Consider the following 17788-nt stretch of genomic DNA (forward strand, 5'->3'; position numbering starts at 1 on the left):
AGCAGGTCGAAGCGGTGCTGAAGTGTCCGGAATGTGGAATCGGCGCTGTTCCGGGCAGTGGGACGCGCTGCCGTGACCGTAAAAACACGGTTACCGGACGCCCTGACCGGGGCTACCTTGCCGCGTCATGACGACTGTGCAGCACAGCTTCCCCGCGCCGCCCGAGGTGCTGTGGAACGCACTCCCCGCCGGCGTCGCCGCCGTCGGCGGCCAGGGCCCGTACTACGAGGGCCAGCGCGGTTTCGTGTCCTTCCGCACCGGGATGACCCTCTTCAGCTGGGGTCAGGAGGTCACCGCGACGGTCACGCCGGCCGCGGGCGGGTCGACGCTCACCGTCCTGACCAACCTGAAGTTCGGCCTGTTCGACTGGGGCGAGGGCAAGCGCATCGCCACCCGGTTCGCGGCCGCCGTCGCGTTTTCCGCGGGGACGGTCGCGCTGGCCTGAAGGCCCCGCTCACTCGGCTGGGGGTGTGAGCGGGGCCTCTGGTCAGCGCCAGCCGTCGACGCCGCCCGGCACCGGCGCGGCCGGGTCGTACGGCGTGCGCGTGAAGACGAACGTCGCGAGGTCGAGGTGGGTCGCGACGCCTTCGCCGTCCCGGCCCACCTTCAGCGTCTCGCCGGAGTAGTAACCGTCGAGGCCGACGTACGTGTCGTCGCCGGTCGGCCGGAAGCGCGAGCCGCGCCCGGCCCCCTCGACCGGGGCCAGCAGGAGCGCGTCACCCTGGATCCGCAGGTGGTACGGCGTCGGGCCCCAGTGCCAGAGCCCGGTCAGCGCCAGCAGCGCCGGGTCCACAGTGGACGGCTGCCACTCCGCGGGCAGGTGCGGTTCCAGCTCTTCGGTCGTGGTGATCAGGTCCAGCGCGAGCTGGGTGATGCCGACGCCGGACGTCGAGTTCGTGAGCGCCAGCGCGCCGGTCCGGGTGGCCGGGTCGACCAGCGTGACGGCGAGGAAGCCGGGCATCGAGCCGGTGTGCCCGGCCAGCCGGCGGCCGCGGTAGCGCACGAGCATCAGGCCCAGCCCGAAGCCGGTCGTCCAGACGTCGGAGTCGTCGACGGTGACCATCGTGCGCATCTGCTCGAGGGTGTCCGGGCTGAGCACACCGCCGTCGTCACCGCCGAGGAACGCCGTCCAGCGGCCGAGGTCGGTGACCGTCGACCACAGCTGCCCGGCCGGGGCCATCGCGCCGGCGTCCGGGTGCGGCTCGGGCAGCAGGACGTCGGCGAAGGGGTGCACGGCGAAGCCGTCGGCGTGCGCGCCGACCGGGTGCGGGGTCGTGCGGGTCATCCCGAGCGGACCGAGGATCTCCTCGTCGAGCACGGACAGCCAGTCCTTGCCGCGGTGGCGCGAGATGAGCTCGCCGAGCACGCCGTACCCGACGTTCGAGTAGTGGAACTTCGCGCCCGGGCGGTGCTTGGTGGCGCCCTCGGCGAGGCTGCCGACGAGTGCGTCCCAGTCGGCGCCGGGGGTGCGTTCCCACCACAGGCCGGGCGACTCGGACGTCAGGCCGGAGGTGTGGGAGAGCAGCTGGGCCACGGTCGCGGCGCCGAACGGCGTGCCCGGGACGTGGTTTTCGAGGGGGTCGTTGAGGTCCAGCAGGCCCTCGTCGCGCAGCCGCATGACGGCGGTGGCGACGAGGGTCTTGGTGATCGAGCCCAGCCGGTACTGGGTGTCGGTGCCGGGGACCGCGTCCCCGACGCGCCCACGCCCGCCGGACCAGACGATCTCCCCGTCGCGCACCACGGCGGCGACCAGCGACGGAGCCCGGCAGGCCGCCTGCTCGTGGGCGATCCGGCGGAGCAGTGCGTGTTCGGTCGACTCAAGCATGCTGGCATTCTGCCGCGCGCCGCTCAGGTGAGCAGGTTCCGGGCCATCGCCGTGGTCACCGCGGCCGTCCGGTCCGAGACGCCGAGCTTGCCGAACGTCCGCAGCAGGTGCGTCTTCACCGTCGCCTCGCTGATGTGGAGCGCGCGGCCGATGTCGGCGTTCGTGCCGCCCTTCGCGACCAGGCGCAGCACCTCCACCTCGCGCGCCGAGAGCGACTGGGGCCCCGGGTTGCGGACCCGGTTGACCAGCTTGCCCGCCACCGACGGCGCCAGCACCGTCTCGCCGCGCGACGCCGCGCGGATCGCGTTCGCCAGCTCCGTGCGGGACGCGTCCTTCAGCAGGTAACCGGACGCGCCGGCCTCGACCGCGCGCAGGATGTCCGCGTCCGTCTCGTACGTCGTCAGCACGACGATCCGGCGGCCGGGCTGCTCGCGCAGGATCCGCTTGGTCGCGCCGACGCCGTCCAGCCCGGGCATCCGCAGGTCCATCAGCACGACGTCCGGCCGCGCGACGCGGTCGAGCGCGACCGCCTCGTCACCGGAGCCCGCCTCGCCGACGACCGTCAGGTCCGGCTCGGCTTCGAGCATGCCGCGCAGCCCTTCCCGGACGACGGGGTGGTCGTCGACGAGCATGATGCGGATCACGCGGGGACCTCCAGGGTCAGTTCGGTGCCGTCGGCGCCACTGCGGACGCTCAGCGTGCCACCCACCTGTTCCGCGCGGGACCGCATGCCCCGCAACCCGAACCCGGCGGCGCGGTCCGGGTCGAAGCCGGCGCCGTCGTCCCGGACGTCCAGCCGGACGGCGTCGTCCACAAGGGACAGCCGGACGAGCACCGCGGCCGCCGTCGCGTGCCGCCGGACGTTGTTCAGCGCCTCCTGCGCCCCGCGCAGCAGGACCACCTCCGCGGCCATGGCCAGCGCGGGCAGGTCACTGTCCACTTCGTACCGGACGGCCAGCCCGGTCTCGTCGCCGAGCCGGTCGGTCAGCCGGCGAACGGCGTCGACCAGCGAGCCCGACGTCAGGTCGTCCGGCGCGAGCGCGGCGACCATCGTGCGGGCTTCGGCGAGGTTCTCCCGCGCCGTGCGGGCGGCCAGCTCGGCGTGCCGCCGCGCCGCCGCCGGGTCGGCGTCCACTTCGGACTCGATGGCCTGGGCGAGGGTGACGATGCTGGTGAAGCCCTGCGCGAGGGTGTCGTGGATCTCCCGGGCCAGCCGCTCGCGCTCGGCCGCCGTCGCCGCCGCCCGGGACAGCCGCACGACTTCCGCCTGGCTCTCTTCGAGCTTGGCGATCAGGTCGGCCCGCGCCCGGCTCTCCTCGATGACGTGCAGGATGAACTTGCCGGCCAGCACCCCGAACACGATGAGGATCGCGGTCATCGGCAGCAGGATGTGCAGCTCCGGGCCCTGCAGCCCGTTGTCGGCGATCGCCGACGCGGGGCTCAGCAGGATCGCCGCCGTGGTGAGCACCGCGGCCGGCCGGAACTCGAGCGTCATGAACAGCAGCGGGCACGCCATGAACAGGACGAAGCTGGCCGTCGTGTTGGCGAGCACCGCGGTTGCGACCAGGGCCAAGACCACGACCGCGAACACCCACCGCTGCCGCGCGTGCTCGTCGTTCCGGACGATCCCGCGGCCCCAGAGCAGGTACGTCAGCGCGAGCGCGGTGAGCGCCCCGACGGCGACGGTGCCGCGGACCGGGTCGGTCTCGTCCAGCAGCACCAGGACCGTCGTGGCGACGTAGGTGACCGCGAAGAGGATCTCCCAGAGCCAGTTGAACCGGTCCCAGGCGTCGTTCACTTCCCGTCGGTCCACCGGAAGCTCAGCCGCGCCAGCACCAGGCCCGCCACGCACCAGATCCCCAGCACCAGCGCCACCCGAGGCAGTTCCCATGAGCCGGCCATCTCCATTCCCACCGCGCCGTCCGGCAGGAACACCGACCGGAAGCCCTGGCAGATCCATTTGAGCGGGAAGAACGACGCGATGTCCACCATGATCTTCGGCAGGTTCGTGATCGGCGTGACGAACACGCCGGAGATGAACTGCAGCACCAGGTACAGCATCTGCACCACGGCCACCGCGCCGGTGGTCGACTTCGCGAGCGAGCTGAGCGCGATCCCGAGCAGCGTGCAGGACACGATGCCGAGCACGAACACCCACAGCAGCGTCAGCCACTTCGCCGGATCGGCCGGCAGCTTCAGCCCGAAAAGGAGGGTGCTGACGGCGACCATCAGCACGGTCTGGGCCAGGCTGGACACCGCGACCAGCACCATCTTGCCGATGAAGTAGGACGCCGAGGGCATCGGCGTGCCGCGCAGCCGCTTGAGCGCGCCGGTCTCGCGGTCGGCGGAGACGCCGGTGGCGATGCTGTTGAACGACGTCGAGACGATGCCGGACCCGATCATCCCGGCGGCGAGCAGCTGCCCCGACGTGACGCCGGCCAGCGCGGTCGGGCCGTCCAGGATGGAGCCGAGCAGGATCATCAGCACCGCGGGCAGGGAGAAGGTGAAGACCACCTGTTCCTTGTGCCGGAAGAACTGCCGCAGCTCGGTGCCGCCGCGGGCCAGGCCCAGCGCGAGCGGGCCGGGGAGGGTTCGGGTGGCTGCCGCGGTGGTCATGCCTTGTCTCCGATCAGGTCCAGGTAGATGTCCTCCAGGCTGGGCCTGGTCACGGTGAGGTTCCCCAGTTCGCGGCCGCCCGCGGAGAGCTGGTTGACGAGCTTGGTCGGGTACGCCGTGCGCTCGGTGTGCTCGCCGCGTTCGTCGGTCCACCGCACGGTGGCCTCGGCGCTCGCCCGGCCGCCGAGGTTCTGCGGCGTGTCCTGGGCGACGATCTCCCCACGCGCGATCACCGCGACGCGATCGGCGAGCGCCTCGGCCTCGTCGAGGTAGTGGGTGGTGAGCAGGATCGTGGTGCCCTCGCCGGCGAGATCGCTGATCAGCGCCCAGAACTGCCGCCGAGCTTCGGGGTCGAACCCGGTGGTGGGCTCGTCGAGGAAGAGGAGTTCGGGCCGCCCGACGATCCCGAGCGCGACGTCGACGCGCCGCCGTTGCCCGCCGGAGAGCGCCTTGACCCGCGACTTGGCCTTCTCGGTGAGCCCGACCTTCTCGATCACCTCGTCCGGATCGCGCGGGTTCGGGTAGTACTTCGCGAAGTGGCGGACGGTCTCGGCAACACTCAGCTCGGCGGCATCGTTCGCGGTCTGCAGCACGATGCCGATCTTGGAGCGCCATTCCCGCCCGGCCTTGCCGGGGTCTTCACCGAGCACGGTCACCTCGCCACCGGTCCGCTGCCGGTGACCTTCGAGGATCTCGACGGTGGTGGTCTTCCCGGCACCGTTGGGCCCGAGCAGGGAGAAAACCTCACCTTGGGCGATGTCCAGATCCAGCCCGGCCACCGCGAGGTGACCGGGGTACTGCTTGCGCAGGCCGCGCACGCTCACTGCTGTGGTCATGGGTCCAGCTTGGTCTTCATGCGTGTGGATTCCGCCCAACGCGCGACTGAATCCGGCTGTCCACCGATCGGTGGACAGAGTCGTCGGCTGGGGCGGGTCTTGGCTCTCTGACCTGGGCTTGGGCTGCACCTGGGCCGAGGTGTGGTGCCGGTGGGCCGTTCGCGCTTCAACCGGTGGGGATGGCCCTTTCGTGCCGCTCCAGTCCTGGTGCGAGCGGGCCGTTCGCGCCTCGCCGGGCACAAGTGGTCCGTTCGCGTCCGACTCGGCGCGAATGGCCGTTGGTGTCGCGTTGGACGCGAGCGGCCCTTTGGTGTCGCTCCAGCCCCGGCGCGAGTGGCCCGTTTGTGCCGCGCTGCGCGCGAGTGGCTTTCGTGCTCCAGTCCAGCGCGAGTGGCCCGTTGGTGTCGTGTTGGGCACGAGTGGCCCTTTCGTGCCCTCCGGCTCCGGCGCGAGTGGCCCGTTGGTGTCGCGTTGGGCGCGAGTGGCCCGTTGGTGCTGCTCCAGTCCTGGTGCGAACGGTCCGTTCGCGCCTCGCCGGGCACGAGCGGTCCATTCGTGCCCGACTCGGCGCGAGTGGCCCGTTGGTGTCGCCGGGGCGCGAGTGGCCCTTTCGTGCCCCCTCCCGCAGCGAACGAGACCCCAGCGCGCCGCCTCAGCACCGCCTCCGGCCCGACCGGCGCGTCCGCCGCATCACCGATCCGTGGGCCGCGTCGTCGGCGCGGCGGCTTGCGAGATCGTGCAAGTTTCCCGTGGAACCACAAAAACGCTGTCATACAAGGGAAATGCACGAACGGCGCCCATCCGGTAGCCCCCGCAAGGGTGAATGATCAGTCGCGCGCTTGTTGACAAGTTGTCTAACATGACGGAATGCCTCACAAGTGGGTGACCGCCAGCGACGGTGTCCGCCTCTCGGTCGACATCGACGGCCGTGATGACGGGCCGACGGTCGTGCTCGTGCACGGCTATCCCGACAACAGCTCGATGTGGGATCCCGTCAAAGCCGAGCTGCGCGGCAGACACCGCGTCGTCACCTACGACGTGCGGGGTGCCGGGCGGTCCGACAAGCCGTCGGGACGCTCGTCCTACCGGCTGGACCAGCTGGCCGATGACCTCAAAGCCGTCGTCGACGAGGTCCAGCCGAGCGGCAAGGTGCACCTCCTCGCCCACGACTGGGGCTCCATCCAGACCTGGCACGCCGTCACCGGCGACGGACTGCGCGGGCGCGTCGCGTCCTTCACCTCGGTCTCCGGGCCGAGCCTCGACCACGCCGGCGCCTGGTTTCGCGCGCAGCTGACCCGCCCGTCGCCGAAAAGGATCAAGAACGCGCTCGCCCAGTTCCTGCACTCCTGGTACATCCTCGCGTTCCAGCTCCCGTTCCTCCCGCCCCTGCTCTGGCGCACCGGCATCATGCCCGCGCAGATCGCCCGGATGGACCCCGGCGCCGCCAAGCCGAGCACGAAGGACGGCGTCAACGGCCTCGAGCTGTACCGCGCGAACATGTTCACCCGGCTGAGCCGCCCGACCCCCCGCAACGCCGACGTCCCGGTGCAGGTGCTGGCCCCGACCGGCGACGCCTTCGTCACGACGCCGTTGCAGACCGAGATCGCCGAATGGGTGCCTGACCTGCGGGTTCGCCGGATCGTCGGAACGCACTGGGTGACCCGCGCCAAGCCGAAGGTCATCGCCGACGCGGCCGCCGAGCTGATCGAGTACACCGAAAACGGCGCCGAGAGCCGCGCGCTCCGCAAGGCGAAAGTCGGGCCGAAACCAGGCAGGTTCGCCCACCAGCTGGTCGTCGTCACCGGCGCGGGCAGCGGTATCGGCCGCGCGACCGCGCTCGCCTTCGCCGACGAGGGTGCCGACGTCGTCATCACCGACATCGATCCGAACGCCGCCGCGGAGACCGTGAAACTCCTGCAGGACAGAGGGGTCGACGCGGCCGAGTACACAGTGGACTCCAGTGACGGCCCCGCGGTGCACCGGTTCGCGGAGCAGGTCAAGGCCGAGCACGGCGTGCCGGACATCGTGGTCAACAACGCCGGGATCGGTATGTCCGGGCCGTTCCTCGACACGTCCGTCGAGGACTGGGAACGCGTCATCGACGTCAACCTCTGGGGTGTCATCCACGGCTGCCGCGCGTTCGCGCCGATGCTCGCCGAACGCGCCGAGGGCGGGCAGATCGTCAACCTGGCGTCCGCCGCGGCCTACCTGCCGTCGAAGATACTTTCCGCTTACGCCACCACGAAATCCGCCGTGCTGACGCTCAGCGTCTGCCTGCGCGCCGAGCTGGCCGAGCACCACATCGGCGTCACGGCCGTCTGCCCGGGCATCGTCAAGACGAACATCACCAGCACCACGCGGTTCGTCGGAGTGTCCGACGAGGAGCAGCAGCGGCGGCAGAAGGAAAGCTCGAAACTGTACGCGCGGCGCGGGTTCGGCCCGGAAGGCGTGGCGAAGGACATCCTGCGGGCGGTGGAAAAGGACACCGCCATCGCACCGTCCACTCCGGAGTCGAAGGTCGCGCTGGTCCTTTCGCGACTGACGCCGGGGCTGCTGCGAGCGGCGGCGAAACTGGACGTCACCCCTTGACCGAACGCCGGCCGCGGCGGATGTCGCCGCAGGCGCGCCGCGACGACCTGATCCGCGCCGCGCTCGACCTGTTCGGGTCGCGGCCGCCGGAACTGGTCACGGTGGACGACATCGTCGCGGCGGCCGAGGTGTCGCGGCCGCTGTTCTACCGGTACTTCCCCAACCTGCGCGAGCTGCAGGTGGAGGCGCTGCGCACGGTCACCGACGGGCTGATCGACGGCCTCGCCGGGCTCGAGGAGGGCCCGCCGGAGGCGCGGCTGCGCGCGGCCGTCCGCGGCCTGATCGACGTCGCGGACAACTACCGCGCAGGCTACATCGCGTTGCTGCGCAGTGGATCCGTGATCGCGACGTCGGAGACGAACGCGGCCGTCGACGCGGTCCGCAACCGCGCGGTCGCCCTGATCCTCGACGCGCTCGGCGTCACGGACCCGTCGCCCCTGGTGCTGCTGACCCTGCGCTGCTGGACGGCGGTCGTCGAAGGCGCCCTGCTGAGCTGGCTCCAAGAACGCACCGTGCCCCGAGAATCCCTGGACGCCTGGCTCGTCGACCAGCTCACCGCGATGCTCGCCGCCACCGCCGCCCACGAGGTCACCGCAAAGCCGTGAAGGACTCCTTACCGGCCATAAGAGCCGGTAAGGAGTCCTTCACGGACAACGGCGGTCAGCGCTGGGTGACCAGGTCCCAGCCTTCGACGTCCTGCGGGGTGCGCGGCGCCGGGCCGATGTACTTGGCCGACGGCCGCACCAGGCGGCCGGTCCGCTTCTGCTCCAGGATGTGCGCGGCCCAGCCGGCGGTGCGCGCCGAGCTGAACATCGACGGCATCATGTGCGGCGGGACCTGCGCGAAGTCCAGGATCACGGCGGCCCAGAACTCGACGTTCGTCTCGATCGGGTGATCCGGACGGCGCTCGCGCAGCTCCTTCAGCGCGGCCTGCTCCAGCGCCGCGGCGACCTCGTAGCGCTCGGCGCCCAGCTCCTGGCAGGTGCGCCGCAGCACGCGGGCCCGCGGGTCCTCCGCGCGGTAGACGCGGTGGCCGAAGCCCATCAGCCGTTCCTTGCGGTCGAGGATGCCCTTGACCAGGCCGGCGGCGTCACCGGTGCGTTCGACCTCTTCGATCATCGGCAGCACGCGGGCCGGGGCGCCGCCGTGCAGCGGGCCGGACATCGCGCCGATCGCGCCGGACATGGCCGCCGCGACGTCGGCGCCGGTGGAGGCGATGACGCGGGCGGTGAAGGTGGACGCGTTGAGGCCGTGCTCGGCGGCCGACACCCAGTAGGCGTCGAGGGCCTTGACGTGGGCCGGGTCCGGCTCGCCGCGCCAGCGGATCAGGAAGCGTTCGGTGATCGAGTGGGCCTCGTCGACGCGGGTCTGCGGGACGGCCGGCTGGCCGATGCCGCGGGCCGACTGCGCGACGTAGGACAGCGCCATCACCGAGGCGCGGGCCAGCTGCTCACGGGCCTCTTCGTCGGTGATGTCGAGCAGCGGGCGGTAGCCCCAGATCGGGGCGAGCATGGCCAGCGCGGCCTGGACGTCCACTCGGACGTCGCCGGTGTGCACCGGCAGCGGGAACGGCTCGGCGGGCGGGAGGCCGTGGCCGAACCGGCCGTCCACGAGAAGGCCCCACACGTCGCCGAAGGTCACCTTCCCGGCGAGGTCTTCGATGTCGACGCCGCGGTAACGCAGGGCACCGCCGTCCCGGTCGGGTTCGGCGATCTCGGTGTGGAAGGCGACGACGCCTTCCAGACCCGGTCGGAAGCCGTCGTCGGGTTGGCCGGACGGCTGTGGCTTGCTGATCGTGGAGGTAGTCACTGTTTCGCGAAACCTTTCGGTGCGCTTTCTTCCCCGGCTGGTCGCGCTGACGGGATACGCACGGAAAGCGCGCACCATCGCACGGATGGATAGACCTTGCTCCCTCGATCGCCGGGGGGCAATCGAAAGATGTGGTGGTTTCGGTCACGATTACGAGAACGATTCAGTCACCCAGGCCGTCCGGCAGGAGAATTTTTCGCCACGGACTGTGACGAACCCCAGGTAAATCCTGTGTTTCCGAACCGGGCGCGGCTGTGGTCCGGGTGATAGACCTGACTGATGCACCTCAGCCCCCAGGAGCGCGACAAGCTGCTGATCCACGTGGCGGCGGACGTCGCGCGGAAGCGGCTGGACCGCGGGGTCCGGCTCAACTACCCGGAGTCGGTCGCGCTGATCACCGACCACGTCCTCGAAGGCGCCCGCGACGGCCGCACGGTCAGCGAGCTGGTCGCCAGCGGCCGGACCGTGCTCGGCCGGGCCCAGGTCCTCGACGGCGTGCCGGAGATGGTCGACTCCGTGCAGGTCGAGGCCACTTTCCCGGATGGCACCAAGCTCGTCACCGTGCACGACCCGATCGTCTGACCGCCCGCCGGTCGTGAGTGCGTAACAGTGTTCTAACACTGTTACGCACTCACGACCCCCACGTGAGAGGAGCCGGATGCGTCCAGGCGAGATCATCCCCGGCGACGAGCCGGTGGAGCTGAACCCGGGCCGCCTGCGCGTCCGGCTGCTCGTGCGCAACCTCGGCGACCGGCCCGTGCAGGTCGGCTCGCACTACCACTTCGCGGCCGTGAACCCGGGCCTCGAGTTCGACCGTGACGCCGCCCGCGGGCACCGGCTCGACGTCCCGGCCGGCACGTCGGTGCGGTTCGAACCGGGCGTCGAACGCGAAGTCGATCTCGTTCCGCTCGCCGGCGCGCGCCGGGTTCCGGGGCTGCGGTCCGAATTCTCGGGGGAGTTCTGAATGCCGCAGATCGACCGTGAGCGTTACGCGGAACTGTTCGGCCCGACCACCGGCGACCGGATCCGGCTCGCCGACACCGACCTCCTGATCGAGGTCACCGAAGACCGCTCGATGGGCCCCGGCGGTTCCGGCGACGAGGTCCTCTTCGGCGGCGGCAAGGTGATCCGCGAGTCGATGGGCCAGGGGACGGCGACGCGCGCCGAGGGCGCGCCGGACCTGATCATCACCGGCGCCGTCATCCTCGACCACTGGGGCATCATCAAGGCGGACGTCGGCGTCCGCGACGGCCGGATCGTCGGGATCGGCAAGGCGGGCAACCCGGACACGATGGACGGCGTCGATCCGGCGCTGGTGATCGGCCCGTCGACGGAAGTGCTGTCCGGCAACGGGAAGATCCTCACCGCGGGCGGCATCGACTGCCACGTCCACTTCATCTGCCCGCAGCTCGTCGACACCGCGCTGGCCGCCGGACTGACCACTTTGGTCGGTGGCGGCACCGGGCCGAACGAGGGCACGAAGGCCACCACCGTGACGCCCGGCGCGTGGAACCTCGGCCGGATGCTGTCCGCTATGGACGGTTACCCGGTCAACGTCCTGTTGCTGGGCAAAGGGAACACCGTCCGGCACGAGGCGCTGCGCGAACAGCTGGCCGCCGGCGCGGGCGGGTTCAAGCTGCACGAGGACTGGGGCACGACGCCCGCGGCGATCGACGCCTGCCTCACCGTGGCCGACGAGTCCGGTGTCCAGGTGGCCATCCACACGGACACGTTGAACGAGGCCGGCTTCCTGGAGTCCACTGTGGACGCCATCGGTGGGCGCTCGATCAACGCGTACCACACCGAAGGCGCCGGCGGCGGGCACGCGCCGGACATCATCCAGGTTGTCTCGCTGCCGAACGTGCTGCCGTCGTCGACCAACCCGACCCGGCCGCACACCGCGAACACCCTCGACGAGCACCTCGACATGCTGGTCGTCTGCCACCACCTCAACCCGTCGGTGCCCGAGGACCTCGCGTTCGCCGAGAGCCGGATCCGGCCGACGACCATCGCGGCCGAGGACGTCCTGCACGACCTGGGCGCCATCTCGATGATGAGCTCGGACTCGCAGGCGATGGGCCGGATCGGCGAGGTGATCATCCGGACCTGGCAGACCGCGCACGTGATGAAACGCCGTCGCGGCGCGCTGCCCGGCGACGGCGCGGCCGACAACCTGCGCGCCCGTCGTTACGTCGCCAAGTACACGATCAACCCGGCCATCGCGCACGGCATGGAGACCGAGATCGGCTCGGTCGAGGTCGGCAAGCTCGCCGACCTGGTGCTGTGGGAACCGAAGTTCTTCGGCGTCCGGCCGCACGTGGTGTTGAAGGGCGGGTTCCCGGCGTGGGCGGCGATGGGCGACGCGAACGCGTCCATCCCGACGCCGCAGCCGGTCATGGCCCGCCCGATGTTCGGCGCCAACATCGGCGCGGCGCTCAGCCTGCACTTCGTCGCACCGGAGGCCCTCGACAGCAACCTGCGGGAGACGTTCCGGATCACGCGGCCGCTGGTCGCCGTCTCGAACATGCGCGCGCGGACCAAGGCGGACATGGTGCTCAACGACGCCACGCCGGACGTCCGGGTCGAGCCGGACAGCTTCGCGGTGCACGTCGACGGCGAGCTGATCGAGCCGCAGCCGGTGACCGAACTGCCGATGGCCCAACGATACTTCCTGTTCTGATGGACCTTTCGGCACTCATCCTCGCGGACTCGCGCTTTCCCGGCGGCGGGCACGTCCACAGTGGCGGGCTCGAAGAAGCCGTCGCGCGCAAGCTGATCAAGTCCGAAAGGGACCTTCCGGGATTCCTTTCCGGACGGTTGCGGACGGCCGGTTCCCTGGCGGCGGTGTTCGCGGCGGCGTCGGCCCACGCGGCCGCGCGATCTGTCGCGAGTGGACACTGGTCCCGGCTGGACGCCGAGCTGGACGCGCGGACGCCGTCGCTCGCGCAGCGCGAGGCGTCACGGGCGCAGGGGCGGGGGACCGCGCGGGCCGGGCGGATCTCCTGGCCGTCACCGGTGCTCGTCGCCCTGCTGAAGGAAACCCCGCGGCCGCACCACCCGATCGTGCTGGGTGCGCTGGTCGGAGTCGCGGGCGGTGCGCCCTACGACGCCGCGATGGCCGTGGCCTACCTGGCCGTGAGCGGGCCGGCCAGCGCGGCGGTGCGGTTGCTGGGGCTGGACCCGTTCGCCGTCAACGCCGTCGTCGCGCGGCTCGACCTGCGGTCGGTGTGCGAGACCGCGGCCGCGGTCGCGGGCGACGACCCGGCGTCGCTGCCGGCGCCCGGGTCACCCGGGTTGGATCTGTTCGCCGAGGCGCACGCCCGGCATCACCAGGAAGAGGTGCGTCTCTTTGCCAGCTGAAGGCCACGGTCACGGGCATTTCCACGAGGTCAACTTCGACCCGACGGCCGCCGAACCCGACCACTACGACCCCGCGCCGACGGCCGGGCGCGCGTACCGGATCGGCATCGGCGGGCCGGTCGGCTCGGGCAAGACGGCGCTGACCGCGGCGCTGTGCCGGGCGCTGGGCGACGAGGTGAACCTCGCCGTCGTCACCAACGACATCTACACGACCGAGGACGCGGATTTCCTGCGCCGCGCGGGAGTTCTCGACCCGGAGCGGATCGAGGCGGTGCAGACCGGCGCGTGCCCGCACACGGCGATCCGCGACGACATCACCGCGAACCTCGACGCCGTCGAGCGCCTGGAGGAGAAGTTCGCCGGGCTGGACCTGGTGATCATCGAGAGCGGCGGCGACAACCTGACCGCGGTGTTCAGCCGCGGGCTGGCCGACAGCCAGGTGTTCGTGGTCGACGTCGCGGGCGGCGACAAGGTGCCGCGCAAGGGCGGCCCCGGCGTCACGACGGCGGATCTGCTGGTGATCAACAAGGTCGACCTCGCGCACCTGGTCGGCGCGGACATGGACGTGATGACGTCGGACGCGCACCGGATGCGCGGCGAGCTGCCGGTCATCACACAGTCCCTTGTGGACACCCCGGACGCGCCGGCGGTGGCGGACTGGGTCCGGTCGCTGCTCCCGGTCCGCGCCGGGTGAAGGCCCACGCCCGGCTGACGGCGTGCTTCGACGGCTCGCGCACGATCCTGCGCGAGCTGCGCTCGATGGCGCCGCTGACGCTGTTCCCGCGCCGCGGCGGCGGCCGGACGGCGGTGGTCCACCTGGTCAACTCGGCGACGTCCCCGTTGGGCGGCGACGACCTCCGGCTGACCATCCACGTCGGCCCGGGCGCGTTCCTGCGGCTCTCCGGCGTCGCGGCCACCTTGGCGCTGCCCGGCCTGCACGGCGAGGGTTCATTGTCCACAGTGGACGTCTCGGTGGCCGAGGGCGGCCGGCTGGAGTACCTGCCGGAGCCGACGGTCATCACGGCCCGCGCTCGGCACACCGCCGTGTTCCGGGCGTCGCTGGCGGACGACGCCTACCTGCACACGCGCGAGGTGCTGGTGCTGGGCCGGGCGAACGAGAAACCGGGCACGCTCACGACGTCACAGCAGGTCACGCGGGGTGTGACGCCGGTGCTGCGCCAGACGCTGACGATCGGCGACTCCACTTTGGACGCGAGCCTGGCCCACCTGGCGGGCCGCCGGGTCCTGGCCACCGACCTGGAAGTGGGCGGCGAGGAACTCCCGGCGGCCTCCGGTGAGTGGTGGTCGCGCACGCCGCTGGCCGCGGGGGGCACCCTCACGACCTCGCTCGCGCCGGACGCCGTCACGGCGCTGGCGCCGTTCTGAGCAGCCCCCGATTTCCACGCTAGCGGAGGGGGCCGACAGTTTCGGGTGCCGCCGCGCGCCGGGTCACTGGTGGTGGCCGCAGGCCCACTTCCAGGTGGCGGCGCCGTACGCGGTCGCCGCTGTGTCGGGGTCCTTCCCGGGAGCCGGCATGGCGATCGCGTCGGCTTGTGCGGGGTCCAGCGCCGTTCGTGCGAGCCCGGCGATCGCGAGCGCCGAGCCGGCGGCGCAGAAGTTCGTGGCCGACTCGAACATCTCGTCGTACGTGTGGGGCGAGTTCGGCTTGAACCCGGCCTTCTTCATCTCGGATGTCCATTCCGCCTCGGGGTCTGGTGGCGCATCATTACCGCAACCGGCAAGAACAGTGATTCCCCTCGAAAGGTGATCGACATCGTGATGTCGTCGACACGCCGGGGCTCGTTACCGGCCGCGGTGCGGCACTTTCGCGTGAACGTGCCGCCGCTCGCCGGGGAAGACCCCCTGCGCCGTCCCCGGCGAGCGGAAGTTGTCGAATGCCGGATCGGCCGGGGAGTACCGGCGCCGGCCTCGCGAAAGCGTTTGCGCGAGCGGGATGCGCTCGTTCTCGATACCGTGCGCGCGCAGGCTCGGTGTCGTACGCGACGACCGAGACCGCAGGTCCTCTGGTAACGAAGATTTTCACAATTTACTCACCCGGGTAGGATCTGGCAATCCCTCGGAAGGAGGAGAGAACCGGTGGCTCGCACGTACGGCGGGGTCGCGCCCGAGCAACGTCGTGCCGATCGCCGTCAACGGCTGCTCGTGGCCGGGCTCGAGCTGTTCACCTCCACCGGTTTCCGGCACACCAAGATCACCGAGGTGTGCGCGCGGGCCGGCGTGTCGACGCGGAACTTCTACGAGGAGTTCACGAGCAAGGAGGACGTGCTCCGCACCCTCCACGACCAGATCAACAGCCTGGCGCTCGCGCACGTCACCGCGGAGCTCGACAAGGTCGCCGACGCCGACGCGCTCACCCGCATCTCGAAGCTGCTGGACGTCTTCATCGCGACGGTCACCGTGGATCCCCGGATGCCGCGCCTCAACTACGTCGAAGCGGTCGGCGTCAGCGCCGAGCTGGAGGCGCAGCACCAGGTGTGGGTCGACCGCTGGGCGAACTTCATCGCCGCCGAGGCGAACCGCGCCGCGGAGCACGGCGTCGTGCCCGTGCGGGACTACCGGCTGACGGCGATCGCGCTGGTCGGGGCGGGCACCGGGCTGCTGCGCGAATGGCAGGCGCACGACCCGCCGCTGCCGGTCGAAGAGATCGGCGCGGAGTTCCGCGCGATGATGCTGTCGGCCATCATGCGGCCGGAAAAGATCTTGGACATCGAGGGCAACCGCGGTGCCGCGGCCGACGTGGAACAGTCGAGCCGGGAGGGGGATCCGGGGGGAACCCGGCCAACGTGAAGGCCCGTTACCGGCGGCGGACGCCGGTAACGGGCCTTCACGGACGTTACGCCTGGCGGGCTGTGGGAATGCCCAGCGAAACCGGACCCGTCGTCTGGCACAGGTCGTGGCAGCTGTTGTCGAGCGTGCAGCACAGCGAGCAGATCGGCCCGCTCTGCTTCGCGCAGTCGGCGACGTCCGGCAGTTCGTACGGATCACCGCAGACCGAGCAGGTGTACGTCGCCCGCAGGTCGACGTCCTGGTCGGGCCCGGCGACCGTGTTCGGCCGGGCCAGGTAGTACTTCCCGCGCGTCACGACCGCCAGTGTCGGCACCAGCACGATCGCGATGACCAGCGCCAGCAGCGGGCTGAACGCGGCCAGGAACGGCCCGAAGGCCCCGAAGTACGCCGCGATCGACACCGTCGAGGCGACGAGCATCGAGCCGAACCCGACCGGGTTGATCTTGTGCAGGTAGGCCCGCTTGAACTCGATGTACTTCGGCGAGAGCCCGAGCGGCTTCGCGATCACGAGGTCCGCGCACACCGCGCCGATCCAGGCGATCGCGACGTTCGAGTAGAAGCCCAGGATCTTGTTCAGGAACCCGAACGCGCCGAACTCCATCAGCGCCAGCGCGATCCCGCAGTTCACCAGCACGTACCAGACGCGGCCCGGGTGCTTGTGCAGCACGCGGGAGAAGAAGTTCGCGAACGACAGCGAGCCCGAGTACGCGTTGGTCGTGTTGATCTTGATCTGCGAGACGACGACGAACAGCGCGGCGAACGTCAGCGCGACCGGCCCGAGAGCCGGCTTCACGGCTTCGACGTACGGCGCGATCGGTTCGAGCGCGGCCGTCTCGCCGACGACGCCGAGCGCGAGGAACGCCAGCAGCGCGCCCCCGATCTGCTTCGCGGCCCCGAGGATCACCCAGCCGGGCCCGGCGGCGAGCACCGCGGTCCACCAGGCCCGCTTGTTCTCCGCCGTCTTCTCCGGCATGAACCGCAGGTAGTCGGCCTGCTCGCCGATCTGCCCGATCAGCGACAGGGCGACACCCATGCCGAAGCCGAACCCGATCGCGGAGAACCCGGACCCGGCGCCGTCCGTGCCGCCGAAGGCCGCGAAGTCGGCGAAGCGGCCCGGCTCGCGGACCAGCACGACGATGAACGGCAGCACCAGGCCGGCCAGCCACAGCGGCTGCGTCCAGGTCTGCATCTTCGCCACCGCGCCCATGCCGTAGAGCGCGAACGGCAGGACGATCAGCGTGGCCAGCAGGTAACCGACCGCCAGCGGGATGCCGAGGGCGAGCTCGAAGGCCTGGCCCATGATCGAGCCTTCGAGCGAGAAGAAGATGACCGTGAAGCTCGCGTAGACGAGCGAGGTGAGCGTCGACCCGAAGTAGCCGAAGCCGGCTCCGCGGGTCAGGAGATCCATGTCCACTCCGGACTTCGCGCAGGCGGCCGCGATGGGCACGCCGGTCGTGAAGATGACGACGGCGGCGGCGAGGATCGCCAGCACCCCGGAGGTGAAGCCGTAGGAGAGCACGATGCTGGCGCCGATCGCGAAGTCGGCGAGGTAGGCGATGCCGCCCAGCGCCGTCGTCGCGACCACGAACGGTGACCATTTCCGGAACGAATGAGCGGCGAAGCGCAGTGAGTAGTCCTCGCGGTTCTCATTCGCCGCGAGTGGTGCGTACTGGCGTTTCGGTGGGGCCGTTTCTTCAGCGTTCGACAGGATCTCGGTCATGCCTGCCTCCGGGGGTGGTGGGGAACGGGCCGAAAGATAGACGCGTCCTTTATCGATCCCGGTCCGGGAGGTAACGCGGGCGTAAACGCTTGCTGACGGGCGGTTACGTGACGATGGCGGCGAAGTCGTGTCGGGAGTCACCGTTCAGTGGGTTCCGCTGCAGCTCGCGAGGCCCTAACGTCACCTGGACCCAAGTGTCAGGGCCCCGACCGGGTACGGAGGTTT

18 protein-coding genes are annotated in these 17788 nt (G+C 70.8%); 10 read left to right on the forward strand and 8 right to left on the reverse strand.

Features of this window, described 5'->3' with window-relative positions; genetic code table 11:
- Window positions 1–127: 127 nt before the first annotated feature.
- Window positions 128–445 carry a hypothetical protein gene (locus OG570_RS16170; RefSeq protein WP_326957339.1) on the forward strand — a complete coding sequence of 106 codons (318 nt, stop codon included), beginning with the start codon at window positions 128–130 and terminating at the stop codon, window positions 443–445.
- A 42-nt stretch (window positions 446–487) separates the two neighbouring features.
- Here the strand turns inward: OG570_RS16170 and OG570_RS16175 are convergent, their stop codons facing one another.
- From OG570_RS16175 to OG570_RS16195, 5 genes are read right to left on the reverse strand one after another with little or no spacing between them, the layout of a single operon-like run.
- Entirely contained in the window at window positions 488–1825 is a 1338-nt protein-coding gene (locus OG570_RS16175; protein WP_326957340.1) for a serine hydrolase domain-containing protein, read from the reverse strand.
- Window positions 1826–1848: 23 nt separating this feature from the next.
- Entirely contained in the window at window positions 1849–2469 is a 621-nt protein-coding gene (locus OG570_RS16180) for a response regulator transcription factor (RefSeq protein WP_247058404.1), read from the reverse strand.
- Window positions 2466–3623, reverse strand: a complete 1158-nt coding sequence (locus OG570_RS16185) for a sensor histidine kinase (RefSeq protein WP_326960042.1) — start codon at window positions 3621–3623, stop codon at window positions 2466–2468. Before OG570_RS16185 ends, OG570_RS16180 begins: the two co-directional genes overlap by 4 nt.
- Entirely contained in the window at window positions 3620–4441 is an 822-nt protein-coding gene (locus tag OG570_RS16190) for an ABC transporter permease (protein ID WP_326957342.1), read from the reverse strand. The genes OG570_RS16185 and OG570_RS16190 overlap by 4 nt, the downstream gene beginning before the upstream one ends.
- Window positions 4438–5277, reverse strand: coding sequence for an ABC transporter ATP-binding protein (locus OG570_RS16195; RefSeq protein ID WP_247058397.1), 840 nt, complete (start codon window positions 5275–5277; stop codon window positions 4438–4440). The genes OG570_RS16190 and OG570_RS16195 overlap by 4 nt, the downstream gene beginning before the upstream one ends.
- Before the next feature lie 882 nt (window positions 5278–6159).
- Here OG570_RS16195 and OG570_RS16200 point away from each other — a divergent pair.
- Together OG570_RS16200 and OG570_RS16205 are read left to right on the forward strand one after the other, a co-directional pair.
- A complete protein-coding gene (locus OG570_RS16200; RefSeq protein ID WP_326960044.1) occupies window positions 6160–7866 on the forward strand; it encodes an SDR family oxidoreductase in 1707 nt (568 codons plus the stop codon).
- Window positions 7867–7886: 20 nt separating this feature from the next.
- On the forward strand, window positions 7887–8471 hold the full coding sequence (locus OG570_RS16205; RefSeq protein ID WP_326951678.1) for a TetR/AcrR family transcriptional regulator: 585 nt from the start codon (window positions 7887–7889) through the stop codon (window positions 8469–8471).
- A gap of 55 nt (window positions 8472–8526) precedes the next feature.
- On the opposite strand, the gene OG570_RS16210 is transcribed toward OG570_RS16205, so the two are convergent.
- The gene (locus OG570_RS16210; RefSeq protein WP_247058395.1) at window positions 8527–9675 is read right to left on the reverse strand and encodes a citrate synthase 2; all 1149 of its coding nucleotides are present in this window, start codon (window positions 9673–9675) and stop codon (window positions 8527–8529) included.
- A gap of 279 nt (window positions 9676–9954) precedes the next feature.
- Here OG570_RS16210 and OG570_RS16215 point away from each other — a divergent pair, with 279 nt between their 5' ends.
- The 6 genes from OG570_RS16215 to OG570_RS16240 all read left to right on the forward strand — a co-directional run bounded on the left by OG570_RS16215 (window position 9955) and on the right by OG570_RS16240 (window position 14421).
- The gene (locus tag OG570_RS16215) at window positions 9955–10257 is read left to right on the forward strand and encodes an urease subunit gamma (RefSeq protein ID WP_247058393.1); all 303 of its coding nucleotides are present in this window, start codon (window positions 9955–9957) and stop codon (window positions 10255–10257) included.
- A gap of 76 nt (window positions 10258–10333) precedes the next feature.
- Complete coding sequence (locus OG570_RS16220; RefSeq protein WP_326957345.1) at window positions 10334–10639, forward strand: urease subunit beta; 306 nt, start codon at window positions 10334–10336, stop codon at window positions 10637–10639.
- Window positions 10640–12355: an urease subunit alpha gene (locus OG570_RS16225; protein WP_326957347.1), complete on the forward strand. Its 1716-nt coding sequence runs from the start codon at window positions 10640–10642 to the stop codon at window positions 12353–12355.
- Window positions 12355–13035, forward strand: coding sequence for an urease accessory protein UreF (locus OG570_RS16230; RefSeq protein ID WP_326957349.1), 681 nt, complete (start codon window positions 12355–12357; stop codon window positions 13033–13035). Before OG570_RS16225 ends, OG570_RS16230 begins: the two co-directional genes overlap by 1 nt.
- The gene (gene ureG / locus OG570_RS16235) at window positions 13025–13729 is read left to right on the forward strand and encodes an urease accessory protein UreG (RefSeq protein WP_326957351.1); all 705 of its coding nucleotides are present in this window, start codon (window positions 13025–13027) and stop codon (window positions 13727–13729) included. The genes OG570_RS16230 and ureG overlap by 11 nt, the downstream gene beginning before the upstream one ends.
- Window positions 13726–14421: an urease accessory protein UreD gene (locus tag OG570_RS16240; protein ID WP_247058383.1), complete on the forward strand. Its 696-nt coding sequence runs from the start codon at window positions 13726–13728 to the stop codon at window positions 14419–14421. Before ureG ends, OG570_RS16240 begins: the two co-directional genes overlap by 4 nt.
- Window positions 14422–14484: 63 nt before the next feature.
- On the opposite strand, the gene OG570_RS16245 is transcribed toward OG570_RS16240, so the two are convergent.
- Window positions 14485–14721, reverse strand: a complete 237-nt coding sequence (locus tag OG570_RS16245; RefSeq protein WP_326957353.1) for a hypothetical protein — start codon at window positions 14719–14721, stop codon at window positions 14485–14487.
- A gap of 411 nt (window positions 14722–15132) precedes the next feature.
- Here OG570_RS16245 and OG570_RS16250 point away from each other — a divergent pair, with 411 nt between their 5' ends.
- A complete protein-coding gene (locus OG570_RS16250; protein ID WP_326944666.1) occupies window positions 15133–15843 on the forward strand; it encodes a TetR/AcrR family transcriptional regulator in 711 nt (236 codons plus the stop codon).
- A gap of 46 nt (window positions 15844–15889) precedes the next feature.
- Here OG570_RS16250 and OG570_RS16255 read toward each other — a convergent pair whose 3' ends face one another.
- Complete coding sequence (locus OG570_RS16255) at window positions 15890–17563, reverse strand: purine-cytosine permease family protein (protein ID WP_247058379.1); 1674 nt, start codon at window positions 17561–17563, stop codon at window positions 15890–15892.
- Window positions 17564–17788: the final 225 nt, after the last annotated feature.

Source organism: Amycolatopsis sp. NBC_01286 (assembly GCF_035982555.1).
Classification (GTDB): domain Bacteria; phylum Actinomycetota; class Actinomycetes; order Mycobacteriales; family Pseudonocardiaceae; genus Amycolatopsis.